This window comes from Labilithrix luteola (assembly GCF_001263205.1).
Lineage (GTDB): Bacteria > Myxococcota_A > Polyangia > Polyangiales > Polyangiaceae > Labilithrix > Labilithrix luteola.
In genome coordinates this window covers 7,212,990-7,227,842 of record NZ_CP012333.1, presented here as the reverse complement: position 1 = coordinate 7,227,842, position 14,853 = coordinate 7,212,990, and the positions used below count along the sequence as shown (strand labels likewise).

The 14,853-nt window shown below is 67.1% G+C and carries 13 protein-coding genes; 8 read left to right on the top strand and 5 right to left on the bottom strand.

Translation table 11 applies throughout. The features are described from left to right. Positions 1-14: 14 nt before the first annotated feature. Genes AKJ09_RS31355 through AKJ09_RS31335 form a run of 5 tightly spaced genes read right to left on the bottom strand, consistent with a single transcriptional unit; the run spans position 15 to position 4,993 of the window. A complete protein-coding gene (locus tag AKJ09_RS31355) occupies positions 15-1,754 on the bottom strand; it encodes an RCC1 domain-containing protein (protein WP_146651537.1) in 1,740 nt (579 codons plus the stop codon). A gap of 50 nt (positions 1,755-1,804) precedes the next feature. After that, entirely contained in the window at positions 1,805-3,523 is a 1,719-nt protein-coding gene (locus AKJ09_RS31350; protein ID WP_146651536.1) for an RCC1 domain-containing protein, read from the bottom strand. Positions 3,524-3,555: 32 nt separating this feature from the next. Continuing rightward, positions 3,556-4,377 carry a tetratricopeptide repeat protein gene (locus AKJ09_RS31345; RefSeq protein WP_146651535.1) on the bottom strand — a complete coding sequence of 274 codons (822 nt, stop codon included), beginning with the start codon at positions 4,375-4,377 and terminating at the stop codon, positions 3,556-3,558. Beyond that, positions 4,374-4,559 carry an RNA polymerase sigma factor gene (locus AKJ09_RS56350; RefSeq protein ID WP_146651534.1) on the bottom strand — a complete coding sequence of 62 codons (186 nt, stop codon included), beginning with the start codon at positions 4,557-4,559 and terminating at the stop codon, positions 4,374-4,376. The genes AKJ09_RS31345 and AKJ09_RS56350 overlap by 4 nt, the downstream gene beginning before the upstream one ends. Beyond that, entirely contained in the window at positions 4,508-4,993 is a 486-nt protein-coding gene (locus AKJ09_RS31335; protein ID WP_146651533.1) for an RNA polymerase sigma factor, read from the bottom strand. The genes AKJ09_RS56350 and AKJ09_RS31335 overlap by 52 nt, the downstream gene beginning before the upstream one ends. A 276-nt stretch (positions 4,994-5,269) precedes the next feature. Here AKJ09_RS31335 and AKJ09_RS31330 point away from each other — a divergent pair, with 276 nt between their 5' ends. The 8 genes from AKJ09_RS31330 (at position 5,270) to AKJ09_RS31295 (ending at position 14,824) form a co-directional block, all read left to right on the top strand. Continuing rightward, entirely contained in the window at positions 5,270-6,289 is a 1,020-nt protein-coding gene (locus tag AKJ09_RS31330) for a hypothetical protein (protein ID WP_146651532.1), read from the top strand. A gap of 187 nt (positions 6,290-6,476) precedes the next feature. After that, positions 6,477-6,977, top strand: coding sequence for an RNA polymerase sigma factor (locus AKJ09_RS31325; protein ID WP_169928016.1), 501 nt, complete (start codon positions 6,477-6,479; stop codon positions 6,975-6,977). Continuing rightward, positions 6,974-7,729 (top strand): hypothetical protein, encoded by a 756-nt coding sequence (locus AKJ09_RS31320; RefSeq protein WP_146651530.1) that lies wholly within the window; start codon positions 6,974-6,976, stop codon positions 7,727-7,729. The genes AKJ09_RS31325 and AKJ09_RS31320 overlap by 4 nt, the downstream gene beginning before the upstream one ends. Before the next feature lie 13 nt (positions 7,730-7,742). Continuing rightward, positions 7,743-9,020: a hypothetical protein gene (locus AKJ09_RS31315; protein WP_146651529.1), complete on the top strand. Its 1,278-nt coding sequence runs from the start codon at positions 7,743-7,745 to the stop codon at positions 9,018-9,020. Further along, positions 9,017-10,273, top strand: a complete 1,257-nt coding sequence (locus AKJ09_RS31310; protein WP_146651528.1) for a beta propeller repeat protein — start codon at positions 9,017-9,019, stop codon at positions 10,271-10,273. The genes AKJ09_RS31315 and AKJ09_RS31310 overlap by 4 nt, the downstream gene beginning before the upstream one ends. After that, positions 10,270-11,571: a hypothetical protein gene (locus AKJ09_RS31305; RefSeq protein WP_146651527.1), complete on the top strand. Its 1,302-nt coding sequence runs from the start codon at positions 10,270-10,272 to the stop codon at positions 11,569-11,571. The genes AKJ09_RS31310 and AKJ09_RS31305 overlap by 4 nt, the downstream gene beginning before the upstream one ends. 10 nt (positions 11,572-11,581) lie before the next feature. After that, positions 11,582-13,009: an RCC1 domain-containing protein gene (locus AKJ09_RS31300; RefSeq protein ID WP_146651526.1), complete on the top strand. Its 1,428-nt coding sequence runs from the start codon at positions 11,582-11,584 to the stop codon at positions 13,007-13,009. 15 nt (positions 13,010-13,024) lie between these two features. Next, positions 13,025-14,824 (top strand): IgGFc-binding protein, encoded by a 1,800-nt coding sequence (locus AKJ09_RS31295; RefSeq protein WP_146651525.1) that lies wholly within the window; start codon positions 13,025-13,027, stop codon positions 14,822-14,824. Positions 14,825-14,853: the final 29 nt, after the last annotated feature.

The window sequence follows — 14,853 nt, the reverse complement described above, 5'->3', positions numbered from 1 at the left end:
CGGTGCACGCATCATCAGAAGGTCGAGAGCTGAGCCGTGGTCGCGATCGTCGGCAGTTTTCCGTCACCGATCTGACCGTTCTTGTTGTCGCCCCAGCACTTCACCTTCTTGCCGGCGTCGATGGCGCAGACATGCTGGTAGCCGCACGCAAGCTTGGTCGCCGCCGCGACGCCGCTGACGACCTTCGGTACGTTCGAAGTTGCCTTGCTGCCGATACCGAGCTGGCCGAAGCTGTTCAGCCCCCAGCACGCGACGCGACCGTCCGTGAGTCGCGCGCAGCTGAACGACACTCCCGAGCAGACCTCCGCAACGTCCGTGAGGGCGCTGCCAACGCCATCGATCCCGACGACGGTTGCTGGGGACGTGACGTTCGCGGCGCCGGTGCCGCCGGCCCCGTTGCCGATCGCGCCGTACACGTTCTGCCCCCAGCATTTTGCCGTGCCGTCCGTCATGACGGCGCACGAGTGGGAGCCCCCAGGAGCGAGTGACGCGACCCCGCTGCCGATGACGAGGGTGGGCGTGCTCCTGTTGGCGGTCGTTGCGTCGCCGACTTGCCCGTTGACGTTGCTCCCCCAGCAGTAAGCCGCGTCGTCTTTGAGCGCGCAGGTGTGTGTGAGGCCGGTGTAGAGCTTCGAGATCCCGGTGAGGTTCACGGTGACGGGGGTCGTCGAGGTCGCCGTCAATCCGTTGCCGAGCTGCCCGCCGCCGTTGAGGCCCCAGCACTTTGCAGTGCCGTCGGCGAAGAGACCGCAGACGTGTTGGTTACCGGCGTGCATCGACACCACGTTCGTACTGAACCCGGTCGGCGTGATGCCGGCCAGCGAGCTCGCCGTCGAGCCGTCGCCGAGCGTGAACGTACCGTTGTCGCCCCAGCACTTCGCGCTCCCGTTCGCGAAGGACGCGCACGCGAACCCCCCGGTGCCACCGCCCCCCTCGAGCGAGACGACGTCGCTAAGCGACCAGACCGGTGTCATGGTGCCCTTGTCGGCGATGGCGCCGCTCTCGCCGTCACCGAGCTGACCGTTCTGATCGTGCCCCCAAGCGTACAGCGTCCCGTCGGTCGCACGCATGTACGAGGAGAAGGTCGTGGCGCCCACGAAGACATCAGCGGCCGTAGCGGCGCTGCAACTGACCGAATAGGGGTTCCATTGACACGTCGCTTCGCAGGTCCGCTTCCTGAAGCCCCCGTCGGTGCACCCCGCGTTCGTGCGATCGATGGTGCCCGGCGTGCAGTGATTCACGGGTTGGTTCATGCATAGTCCCCAGCCGCAGCCGTCGGTGCAGGTCTGAGTACCGCAGTCTCCACACGCCCGCGTCTCGCCGGGCAAGCACTCCCCTCGCTGATCCTTGCAAATGCCGTAAGGGCTCCACACGAGGCTCCCGCCGGCGCCTTCACAAATGGTCTTCTCGGTACCGCACATTCCGCACGAGCGCGAGACGATCTCGTCGGCGGTGGTGCAAGCATCGCCCGGCACGGGCGTAGACGCCGCGGCATCCCCTGCATCCTTGCCAGCGTCGTCCCCTGCATCCTTGCCAGCGTCGTGCGTGGGGCGCTTGCCTGCGTCGGTCCCAGCGTCGCTCGAAGCGGGGAGCGTCGTCGATGAGTCGACCTCTCCCTCCTTCGCGCCGCTATCGGGGACCGGGGGCTCGAGCGTCACGTCGGTACCACCGTCCGCACCGCATCCAACCCCGACGAGCGTGCCGAACAAGCTCGCGACACCAAGGCCGAAGAGGCCAGATTTAGTCAAACGCATTGGCTGACGCTCCTTATTCCTAAATATCGAGCGAGACCGTCATCAAGAAATTAGAAAGCCGAGAATTGAGCCGTAGTGGCAATTACTGGCATCGCGCCGTTGCCAATCTGACCGTACTGGTTGTCGCCCCAGCACTTCACCTTGTTGGCGGCGTCGATGACGCAGACATGCTGGACGCCGCATACGAGCTTGGTCGCCCCCGCGACGCCGGTGACGACCTTCGGTACGTTCGACACCGGAGGTGGCGCTCCGCCGATGCCGAGCTGCCCGAGGTTGTTGATGCCCCAGCACGCGACGCGGCCATCCGTGAGTCGCGCGCAGCTGAGCCACGCTCCCGTGCAGACCTCTGCGACGTCCGAGAGGGCGCTGCCAACCCCGTCGATGCCGACGACGATCGCCGGGGACGTGACGTTCGGGGCATTGCCAGCTCCGCCGCTCCCGTTGCCGACTTGGCCGGACGTGTTCTGCCCCCAGCACTTGACCGTGCCGTCGGTCATGAGGGCGCACGTGTGAGTGTTGGACGGAGCGAGCGCCACGACTCCAGCGTCGATCACGAGGGTCGGCGTGCTCCTATTGGTCGTCGTCTTGTCGCCGACTTGCCCGTTTCCGTTCGCGCCCCAGCAGTACGCAGCGCCGTCTTTGAGCGCGCAGGTGTGAGTCTGACCGGTGTAGAGCTTCGAGATGCCGGTGAGGCCCACGACGACCGGGGTCGTCGAGTTCGCCGTCGTTCCGTTGCCGAGCTGCCCGGAGGTGTTGTAGCCCCAGCACTTCGCGCTCCCGTCCGCGAAGAGACCGCAGCCGTGCTGGAGACCGGCGTGCATCGACACCACGTCTGCGCCGAACCCGGTCGGCGTCACCCCAGTCAGCGAGGAGGACCCCGAGCCGTCGCCGAGCCCGAACGTGCCGTTGTTGCCCCAGCACTTCGCGCTCCCGTCCGCGAAGGACGCGCACGCGAACCCCGAACCGGTACCGCCGCCTCCCTGGAGCGAGACCACGTCTGTGAGCGACCACACCGGAGAGATCGTGTCCTTGTTGGCGCTGGCGCCGGTTTCACCGTCACCGAGCTGACCGAGCTGATCGCGGCCCCAGCCGTACAGCGTGCCGTCGGTCGCACGCATGTATACGGAATGGGTCGCGGCGCCCGCGAACAGGTCCGCGGCCGTTGCAGCGGTGCAAGCCGGCGAGTAGAGCGCCCATTGACACGTGGCCTCGCAGGTTCGCTTCCTGAAGCCCCCCGCGGGGCAGCCCGCGTTCGTGCGCTCGAGCGTCCCCGGCGCGCAGTGATTCATGGGCTGGTTCATGCAGGGTCCCCAGCCGCAGGTGTTCGTGCACGTCTCGGTACCGCAGTCACCGCAAGCCCTCGTATCGCCGGGCATGCACGCCCCCTTCTCGTCCGTGCACTGCCCGTAGCCGCTCCACGCGAGCTTCCCGTTGAGGTCCTGACAGATGGCCTTCTGTTCACCGCACTGGCCACACGAGCGCGAGGTGATCTCATCGGCGGTCGAGCAAAGATCACCCGGCTCGGGCGTCATCCCGGCGTCATCCCCTGCATCGTTCGCTGCGTCGTTCGCCGCATCGTTCCCCGTCTCGTTCCCGCCGTCGCTCGGACCGGGGAGCGGGGTCGAAGAGTCCTGCGCCTCTTCAGCCGGACGAGCAGCCGGCGTCTCCGAGGCGGGATCATCCCCGACGAAGTCGAGCGGCGGATGGTCGGCGCACGCCACGACGATGGCCGCGCCGGCGGCGGCCAGGCAAGCAAGACGCGATTTCATACGACTCCTCCAGGCGGTTGCGAACCGAGCTGCTACGGCTGCCGAGCGGACGTGGCACGGACGCGCGCCGCGTATGGGCTCGCGGGACGTTCGCGCAGGAAGCGGCGGGCACGTTCGGAAGCCTGCGCAGCGTTCCCCATTCGCTCCAGACACTCGATGCGGAGCACCTCCGCCTCCTCGCTCAAGACCCCCGAGGCGAACTCCGCCTCGTATCCGTCGAGCAGACGAAGCGCCTCCCGCGGATCACCGGCAGCGACCGCCGAGCGAATCGCGGCGAGTCGCCCGGTCTCCTCGGCGAGTCGCGCTCCGGCATTGGCGGGTTGGGGCGATTCCGAACGCAGCGACGGCGCCGCAACGCGAGGAGTCGGGCGCAGCGCGGAAGGCGCGGACGGCAGATCGTGGATCGAGACCGAGGCGATCTCGTTCGAGACGAAAGGAGCCGAGGGCGCCGGGCTCCCCGCGCTTTGACCGGGCAGCGCTGCCGGCGAGCTCGTGGTCGCTTCGCTTGTCACCGCGGGAAGCGGAGTAGCGCTCGTATACGAAGTTCTCGACACCACCGTCGCGGCCAGGCCGCCGGCGGCGAGCGCCAGCGCGGCGACGAGCTTCCATGTGCCCACGTTCGTGACGACCGACGCCGCGGTCGACGCTGGTGCGAGCGCCGGAGAGACGTTGCTTCCTTGCGTGACTGCGCCGTTTCCGCTGGACGCAGATGAAGAGGACGTCGTGGAGAGCACCGCTTCGGTGGTCGCGAGCGCGAGGAGGTTCGCACGCAGCCGCGTGGGCGCGCGCTCCGTGTGCCACGAGCTCACGAGCGCACGACGCAACACTTCGCGCTCTTCGGACGAATCACTCATACTGGCCTCCGGAAGGCGCGACGCGCCTGAATACGAGCGAGGCACTCATCGAACGTTTGCCGCGCACGTGAGAGGCGCGAAGCGACGGTACCAACGGGGATGTCGAGGGATGCCGCGGCTTCTGGAGCGCTCAGCTCCTCGAGCTCGCACAAGACGAAGACGTCACGAAGAGCCTCTGGCATCGAGTCGATGATCTCCAGCAAGACCGCTCGCGCGCGCTGCTGGTCGAGCACCTCTTCGAGCGACGCCGACGAGCAACTCGGCGCGCTGCTCGCGTCGTCGCCCCCTCCTCGTCGAGCTCGACCTCCGCCCGCTTCGACGCCCTCCGTCGCAGTTCCCCCGCAACGTTCATCGCGGTGCGATAGAGGAATGCCCTCTCCTTACCCGCCGTGATGTCGTGCAGCTTGCGCGAGGCAACCAGGAAGACCTGCTGCGCAGCATCTTCCGAGGTCGCCGCGTCGAGCCCGGCCCGACGGAGGCTTCGAAAGACGAAGTCCGCGTACTGCTCGACGAGCGACGCGAAGTCGAGAGTCGTCGGCACGACCCCCGATACGGGTCCCGTCGACTCGAGCACGAGGGAGCCGATGCTCTCTACCGCAATCTGCACGCGCTTCATTGATCAGAGCCGCATGAAGCGATCACGAAATCGACCGTGCGTCACGGACGAGCTTGTTCGCCGGGTTCTACCGCCGCGTTCATACCTCGTTTCCCGACCGCATCTGCGATGTTCCGGCGCTCGCGAAGACGACAGAAGCGCCTATCTGTCTTCGAGCTCAACGCTGGAAGTCTGACGCTGCAGTACGTCACGGAAGTTACCCGTGCACTGGCAGGGCTCCCGAGGGAGGAGGCCTGGCAACGCGTCGACGCGCTCGGCCGATGATAGTCTGGCGGCGTGAGGAGTCTGCCGGCGTGCGCGATCTGCCTGGCGCTTTGCGTAAGCCGCCCGACGCCGGCCCACGCGACGGCGACGCCGCCGCTCGAGCTCACGTGGAACGCACCGGCGGGATGTCCTGGGCCATCCTTCGTTACCCACCGCGTCGAGCAGCTCGTTCAAGGGCGGTTGACGGAGTCTCCGCCCGTGGTCGCGAGTGCGCAAATCGAGGAGCCGCCGGGCCGTCCCCTTCACCTCACGTTGACGTTGCGGACGGCCGGAGTCGAAGAGACGAGGGCGCTCGATGCGCCGACGTGTTCCGCGCTCGCGGAGGCCTCCGCCGTCGTCATCGCCCTCGCGATGGATCCCTCGCGGCACGGATCCGTCGCAGTCGAACAACCAACCGTCGAGCAGCCGGCCCCCGAACAGCCCTCCGCCGCGGCGTCTCCTCCTGTTTCGCCACCGCAAACCGGTCCGAAGAAGCTCGAGTCACCTCCGCCTGGTAACCGCGCAGCGCCTTCCCGTTGGCCAAACATCGCGCTCGGCTTCGGCGGATCGGCCCAGTCAGGGCCACTCCCCGACATCGGCGTGGGCTTCGTCGGCTCGGCTTCCCTGCGCATGGACCGGTATCGGGCCGGCGTGCTCGCAACGCTATGGTCACGCCAGTCGCCGATGTTCTCCGACACCGCCGGCGCGTCGTTCGACATGCGCGAGGTCGGAGTGTTCGGAAGCTACATGGTGCCGCTCGGCGCGCTCGCCATCGGACCGAGCGCGACCCTCGATGTAACGTACATGCGAGTCGAGGGCTTCGGAATCCGCGCCCCACGTACCACGTCGCACCTCTGGCCCACGGCAGGCCTCGGAGGACGACTCGAAGCTCGGCTCGCTCCCCGCCTTAGCTTGTTCTCGACAGTGGACCTTCGCCTCCCCATCGGTGCCCCCACAGTCGCGCTCGCAACGTCGAGCAACACCCTTCAGCTGCACGAGCCTAGCCCTGTTGGGGTCCAGCTGAGCCTTGGTGCCGAATTCGTCATCTTCTGATCCGTTTTCGTAACCATCGGGTGCTCCGCCGGAAGTCATACGGGGGATGGTCGCGCGCATGTGGAGTGAGCTCCGTCCCGCTCCGTTGTTCCGATCGGAGGCGGTAACCTCTCCGCCACCTCCGGTATCGGGCGTCGTCAGCGTGAGTCCTCGTGAATCAAACGCCGAGTTTCTCGAGCTCTACCATATGTATTTTGCATATGTGTGGAAGACCGCGCGTCGTCTCGGTGTGCGCTCGACCGAGCTCGATGACGTGGTGCAAGAGACGTTTCTGACCATTCACAAGCTGCTCGACACCTACGAATCACGTGGCACGGAGCGAGCCTGGCTCTTCTCGGTTCTGTTTCGGATCGTCCAGCGACATCGCCGCTCGCGAGGGCGATGGAGTGCCTTGGTGGAGGGAGGAACGGACGTCGACCGCTTCCCGAGTTCGTCTGCACACGGTCCGGAGAAGAAAGCCGAGACGAGCGAAACGGTGCGTGTTCTCAAAACGATCCTCGACAACCTCGAGCCGGAGAAGCGCGCCGTCTTGATCCTCGCCGACCTCGAAGACAGGCCGGTCCACGAGATCGCCGAAATCCTCGGCATCAACCGCCACACCGCCGCAAGCCGGCTCCGAGCAGCACGCGCCTACCTCGAGGCGGCGATGGCGAGACACGGTGCCCATGACGGCTGGAGGTACAAATGAGCTCCGCGCCCCACAAAAAGCCGTCGCTGCTCGCGCCACTCGAACACGAGGACGACCCGACCGACGCCGATGCGGAGCGAGTCCTCGCCAAGATCCAGGCTTCGCTCGCTTCGGCCGCGGCCTCATCCGAAGCCTCGGCTCCAGCATCACCCGGGCGAAGTAGCGCAAGCGCAATCGGATCGAAAAAGGCGCTCCTCGTCGGCCTCTCGTTTGCGGCCATGGCCGTCGTCGGCACGATTTGGATCCACGAGAGCATGGAGCGATCGACGCCGAGCTCGGCTGCCGGGCCACTCGAAGCTGCACCCGCCGCGCCACCTCCAACACCGAAGCTTCCTCGCGAGCCCGCGATCGAGAGCGATCCTCCAATCCCCTCGATTGCGGTCAACGCACTCCCTACGGTCAAGGGCGTCGAGAGCACACCGCCGAACGCGAAGAGATCGGCCCCTTCAGAGGCGTCCGCGACCGTCACACCAACGAACGACGCACTCGAGCGAGAGGCGCGCCTCCTCGCTAGCGCACGACGTGCGCTCCAGGAAGGCGAAGCCGGCCGCGCGCTCGCCCTCCTCGACGAGCATGCTCGGACCTTCCCGAACGGCTGGCTCGCCGTCGATCGAGCCGCCGAACGAATCATCGTCCTTTGCAGTCTCGGACGGCGCGACGAGGCCGTTCGCGAAGCAAAGACGTTCCTGGATGGGCGCCCGAAGAGCCCACTAACCCGCCGCGTGGAATTGAGCTGCGCGGGACAGCCCTAACGAGAGCAGAACGATGAGATCGAGTCGCTCGGCGGCCCGCCCCATGGGTGGGGGTCGCGCCAAGCTTTTGCTCACGCACGCCGCGTGGGTCGCCGTCTTGCTGCCCATCGCGGCCGTCGCGCCGGCGTGCGCCGGTAACAACGAGGCAATCATCGGACAGGATTGCGACCTCGGCTTCTGCGATGCGGGCGCAGACGTCGTCGCCACGCCGCCGTCGTTCACTCCCCCACCGGACGCCGGCGATGCCGACGCAAGCGCGAGCCAGCCTCCGCACGTGCTCGCATGCATCGCCACCGAATGTCCGGCGCCGTACGCCGACTGCTCGAAGTCGCCGTCGTTCAGGTGCCAGACGAACCTCATGAACGATCCGGCGAATTGCGGAGCATGCGGCGTCTCGTGCCTCGGCTACGGCAGCATCAACATGGGCGCGAGCTGCATCAACGGCAAGTGCGTGTTCGAATGCCAGCTCAAGCAGGATTCGAATGGCGCCCCCCTGGATTTCCGTGACTGCAACGGCCTCATCGACGACGGGTGCGAGACGGACATCGCCGGGGACGCCGAGAACTGCGGCGCATGCGGGAACGTCTGCCCCGCCGGACAGCGCTGCATCAACGGCAAGTGCGGCTGCGCCAGTGGAATGCTCGACTGCGGGCGCTGCGTCAATCCTCGCTTCGACGACTCCCACTGCGGTGCATGCGGGAACAGGTGCACGACGCCGGTGCCGGCGTGCTCCCCGATGCCCTCCCAGACGTTCTACGGCTGCAAGAACAGCGAGTGCGGCAAGCTGAAGTGCAACTCGGGCTTCAGCGACTGCAACGGTGACCTGGGCAAGGGCTGCGCGTCGGACGGCTGCGAAGTCGACACCAGCAAGGACCCGAACAACTGCGGCGGCTGCGGGATCGCGTGCGGGCCCGACCAGGATTGCCGCGACGACGGAGTCGGACCTCAGTGTCTCGACAAGTGCAGCAAGTCCGGCCTGACCCAGTGCAGGAAGGGCTGCAAGGATCTCCTCAACGACAAGAGCAACTGCGGTGCCTGCAACTTCTTCTGTCTGCCTGCGCGCGCGAACCAGGACTCGTTCTGCTCGAAGGGCATCTGCGAGACCGCGTGCCTCCCTGGGTTCGCGGACTGCAACGGCGATCCGAACGACGGATGCGAGACGGATCTGACGCGCCATCCCGCCCACTGCGGAGCGTGCGGGCACGAATGTGACTTCGGCGTGGGTCAACCCTGCATCGAGGGCAAGTGCCTGATGACCGAGTGTGACGCCGGCGGAGGCGAGACGAAATGAAGCGCAGGTGGAAGACAGGAGCCCTCGCTCTCGCGACAGGGCCACTGCTTGCGATCCCGATCGCGGCTTTCGCGAGCTGCGCGACGAACTCCGACGAGCGCGAGACCTCCTCGGAGGACGCGAGCATCCTGCTGCCCGACGGGAATCCCGCCGCCGATGCAGAGGTCGACGTCGATGCAGGTCCCGCTGACGCGGGGTGCGAACCGACGGACCCCGGCTGCACGACCGAGGTCGTGGACTGCAGCACGGTCGATTGGTGCCTCGTGCCGACGACCGTCAGCCCGCTCAACGCACTGCTGGCCATCTGGGGAACGAGCAACGACGACGTCTGGGCCGTCGGCTCGGGTGGCACGATCATCCACTACGACGGAACGGTCTGGGCTCCAGTCCCTTCCGGCGTCCAGAACACGTTCTTCGACATCTGGGGCAGCGGCCCGAACGACATCTGGGTGGTCAGCAGCACGCGGCTGGTCCTTCACGGCACCGGCCTCCAGAACGGGGCCGCCGCCTGGGAGAACGTGCCCACCTCGCTCCCAGAGGCCAGCGAAACCGCCGTGCGCGCCGTCTGGGGAAGCTCCGCGAGCGATGTCCGCATCGGATCCCGAGGGTTCACCTTCCAGGCCGCGGGGAAGAGCTACACCGGCAACCAGTTCCTCAGAACCGAGTACGAAGACGGTGGCATTGGTTGGCGCCCGATCCAAGGCACGGAGACGGTGACGCGCTACTGGGCGAGCTCGCCGGCGGACGTGTGGATGACCGCGGACAACAGCACGTACGCCCCGCAGGAGCGCGGCAAGACCCTGCACGGGATGCCGTCCGACGCGGGTGCCGACGCGAGTCCAATCGCCGATTCTCTTTCGTGGGCACCGGTCGACAGCCAGACGAACGTCACGCTCCTGTCGATCTGGGGAAGCTCCGCGAGCGATGTGTGGGCCGTCGGTGGTCTCGGGACGATCCGGCATATCACTCCGGCCGACGAGCGCTGGCAGCAGGTCGAATCGAAGACCATACAGCCCCTTCGATCGGTCTGGGGCAGCGGCCCGAACGACATCTGGGTCGTGGGCGATGGCGGGACGATCCTCCACTACGACGGCACGGCGTTCGCGCCGGCGACGGTGCAGCTCCCTCTCGGACGAAAGCCCAACCTTCGCGCCGTGTGGGGGAGCGGGCCGAACGACGTATGGGTCGTCGGTGACGGCGTCGTCCTCCACTACACCGGTCCGAAGCCGGGCAAGCAGGCAGGTTCCCAATGAAGGACGCATCGTCGCTCCGAACCGCGAGCCTCGTGACGTTCGCAGGCCTCCTCACGATGACGGCCGTGACGGCGGCTGTGCTCGCCGCCTGCGCCGACACGGCCGACACCAACGACACCCCGATCGAGCCGTCGCCCGACGGAGGCGAAAGCACCACGATCACCCCACCGCTCGACGCGTCGGAGACCGACGACGGAGAGGTCGATGCTGGCGGCGATGCAGCCGTCGACGGTTCCGACGACGTCGATGCTGGTCTGCGCATCTGCTCGGATGACGACTTCTGTCACTCCGACGTCCCCGCAGGAACGAACCTCGTCGGTGTCTGGGGAGACGGCCAAGGCATCGTCTGGACGGTCAGCAACAAAGGCGACGTGCTTCGCTGGGACGGCAGCGCGTGGAACGTCCACGCTCATCTGACCGACACCACGGGCACCAAGTTCTCGATCTGGGGAACGGGGCCGACCGACGTGTGGGCCGTCACGCCTGCGGGACTGTTTCACGGCACCGGACCGACCTCGGCCGCGCTCGTCTTCACGCTCGTCGACCTGCCCGGAGACACCACGATTCCGATCTTGTCCGTCGGCGGGACGGGTCCCAACGACGTCTGGGCCGTCGGTGGAGTGACGAACAGCAGCAAGGTCCCCTGGGATTGGAGAGCCCGCATCCTCCACTACGACGGGGACACTTCGAACGGCGGCTCGGGGTGGACGGTGGACACGACTCTGTCGTCGAAGCCCGTCGCCGTCAGCGCCGTTCTGGGTAGCCCCGGAACCGGCATGTGGCTCGTCGGCCAGGAATACCGACAGGGCAAGAGCCCGTCGCTCTACGGAGCGCTCTTTCGACGGGCACCCGGAACGGACACCTGGACGGCGATCGATCTGCCGCCCGATCCGAAGGGGACGACGTACGGACCGCAGGCACGCGACCTCCTCACCATCGGTCTCAGCTCGGATAGCTCGCTCTGGATCCGCGGACAGACGAGCGACACCGTCCCGGGCTTCTGGCGCGGCACCAGCACCGACGGTGGCGGCACCTTCGTCTGGTCGTTCACGCGTTCGAACACGTGGGACCGGCCCATCGTCGGACTCTGGGGCACTGGCCTCGACGACACGTGGGGCGTCGGCGGCTCCGGCCTCGTCACCCATTGGAACGGCACGAAGTGGCAGCAGGCGGCCATCCGCCTGACGGACCTGCCCGTCAACCAATCGTTCACGGCGATCTGGGGAAAGAGCAAGGACGACTTCTGGGTCGTCGGTTCCGAGATCGCGCTCCACAGGACGCTTGCAGGCAAGCCTTGAAGACGCGCCCATGAAGACTCCCATGCGACGACTGACCTTCTGGATTCCGGCCACGACCTGCCTGACCGCCGCGGTGATCGCGGCCTGCAGCTCGGACGACGCGAGGCTGACGTTCATCGAAGATCACGACGCGGATGCGACGACACCGACGCCACCTCCGCCATCGGATGCCGAGCCTGATCCGAACGACGCAGCCACTCCCGTGGATGCGGACGCGGCGTCGAACAAGGCCCCGTTCGATTCAACGGACGAGCCCGTCGTCTGCGCGACGACACCTTGCGCCGTGCAGATCGTGGCCGGCGAGGGACATCTCTGCGCCCGAATGAGCGACGGCACCGTGCGCTGCTGGGGCGACAACACGAAGGGCTCACTCGGCGTGGAGACGAGCCCCGACGCCGGTACGAGCAACGGTGGCGACATCGACGCGGGCGACGCAGGTACGCCCGGCGTGACGACGCCCGTCACCGCCCTTGCGGACGTGTCTCAGCTGAGCGCCGGCGGCACCACCACGTGTGCGGTCGTGGCCGGCGGCGATGTCCACTGCTGGGGAGGCAACGACAAGGGGCAGCTCGGTCTCGTCGTCGATCCCGCCGCGACCGATACGAACGCGCATCCCCTGGCGAGCCGTGTCGCGCTGCCGAGCGCGGCGAGCCGCGTCGACGTCGGGCCGATAGGCGCGTGCGCGGTGCTCACGAGCGGCGAGATCTGGTGCTGGGGCGACAACTCCCAGCGCCAGCTCGCGCGCATCACGACCACGACAGTCGCTGGACCTGGAAAGGCCGTGCTCGGATCTTTCCACGTCGTCCGCGCTACCGCGGGCACATCGACGGGCTTCGGCCTGACGGACACCGGACAGATCCTCTCGTGGGGCGCCGTCGCTGGCACGCAGGCCGTGGTCTCTGCGCGCCTCGCGTCGCTCAGCCCGGACGAGCGGCCGGTCGCGATCGGCGTCGGCCCCGCCACGAGCTTCTCGGTCTCGTCCACGACGTCGAGCCGCGCGCACGCCTGCGCCGTCGCAGACGGGTACGTTCACTGCTGGGGCGCGAGCTCGATGGGTGCGCTCGGCACCGGGCTCCCCGACTCCTCCCCCAGGCCCCGCCGAGTCACCATCGAGAGCGAGAAGGCGTGGCCGCAGCAGGTCGCGGCGGCGGGTGAAATCACCTGCGCGCGTCTGACCGACGGCACGGTGCAGTGCGCCGGCGACAACAACTTGGGCGTGCTTGGAGAGGACCCCAAGAAGGCGACCTACTCGATGTTGTTCCGTCCGGTGGAGACCTTCACCGGGCACGCGGTCCAGATCGCCACGGCATCACGCACCGCGTGCGCGCTCCTCGAGGACGGCAGCGTCGTCTGCTGGGGGAGCAACCAGCGCGGTGAGCTCGGTCAGGGCACGACCGATCCGGATCCGCATCCCACCCCTGTTTCGGTTCGCTTCTAGAGAAATCGAGAGTCCATGAAACGCTCGGACCGCTCCGTTGGCTTGATCCCTGGTGTGCTCTGCGCGAGCACGGTGGCCTTGGCAATCGTCGCATGCTCGAGCCGGCAGGGCTTCGAGAACGAGTCACCGTCGGTGCTCGTCCCCGAGCCGACCGAAGCGGGGGCTTCTGTCGAGGAGCCGCCGAGGTGCGGAATTCATTGTTCGCGCGATCTCAAGCAGGTGCTCGACGGCTGCGAGGGCGCCGAGACCGTGGTCGCGCAGTGCGGAGCCGACGAGGGCTGCGGGATCGACAAGTGCGTCGACGCCTGCACGGCGGCGATGCTGACGAAGGGCTCGGCCGGCTGCGATTTCTGGACCGTTCCGCCGCCAACTCCGACCCAGGGCAAGGGCGGGTGCTTCGCGGCGATCATCGCCAATACCTGGGATCGAGCCGTCACGATCTCGGCCGAGCACGGCAGCGCGGCCCTCGACATCTCGAGCTCCGTCTACACCGTCGAGCAGAGCGGGCAGGACCCGGTGTACACGCTGCTCGATGGGCCGCTTCCACCGGGCGAGGTCGCTGTCGTGTTCCTCGCGCACGACGACACGAAGTACGGCGAGTTCGACGTGAGGTGCCCTCCGAGCGTCACCCCGGCGATGCTCGTCGACCCCATCATTCATGGGACGGCGAAGACGACGGCATTCCGTCTCACGACGGACGCGCCCGTCTCTGCGTACTCGATCTATCCGTACGGGGGCGCTCTCTCGTACGTCCCGACGGCGACCCTCCTTCTTCCGGTCTCGTCGTGGACGAAGAACTACTTCGCCGTGAGCCCCAACGACTTCGGCGACACGAAGAAACGGCGGTCGCTCCAGCTGATCGCGAGCGAAGACGATACCGAAGTCAGCATCCGTCCAACCGTGGAGATCGCTGCCGCAGGAGCCGTGGCAGGTGCCGCCGCCGGCGTGACGCAGACGTGGAAGCTCTCGAAGGGCGAAGTGCTCCAGTTCTTGCAGCGCCCGATAACGGGTAGCCCGATCGAGACGACCAAGCCCGTCGGCGTGTTCGGCGGAGCGGATTGCACCGACCTGGTGGCTTCGACCTGTGACACGCTCCAGCAGCAGATCCCGCCGTTCGAATACTGGGGCACCGAGTACGCCGTCGTGCCGTTCCACTCGCGCATCACGAGCTTCTCGGAGGACCTGCGCGAGAAGGTCCCCTACACGATCGTCGGCGCCGCGGACGGCACCCAGCTCACGTACGAACCCTCGCGTCCGCTCAACGCGCCCGAGACGCTCGCGGCAGGACAGGCGGCGAGCTTCATCACCGATCAGCTGTTCGTCGTGAAGAGCCAGGACGCGAAGCATCCCTTCCACGTCAACGTCTACATGACGGGCTCGAACTACGGCAACGGAACGGGCTCGCGCACGACGGGGGATCCGGACTTCGTCAACGTTCCTCCCGCGGATCAGTACCTCGACCACTACGTGTTCTTCACCGATTTCACGTATCCCGACACGACGCTCACCGTGGTGCGCCGCAAACCGACGAAGGGCGACTTCATGCCCGTCGAGCTCGAGTGTGGCGGCGAGATCACCGGCTGGCAGCCCGTTGGTACGAGCGGCCAGTACGAGTTCGCATGGGTGAAGCTGACGAGCGGGTTCTTGCCCCAGAAGTTCACGAAGGGAGAGTGTGGCTACGGACGCCAGGTCGCTCGGAGCGATGGCCCCTTCGCGATCACCGTCTGGGGAGTCGCCAAGGACGCGAGCTACGGATACGTCGGCGGCAGCGGCCTCCGCCCCATCCACCAGGCGGAGCCGCCGACCATCAAGTAAGACGCCCTATCGGCTCGAGGAAGGCCCAC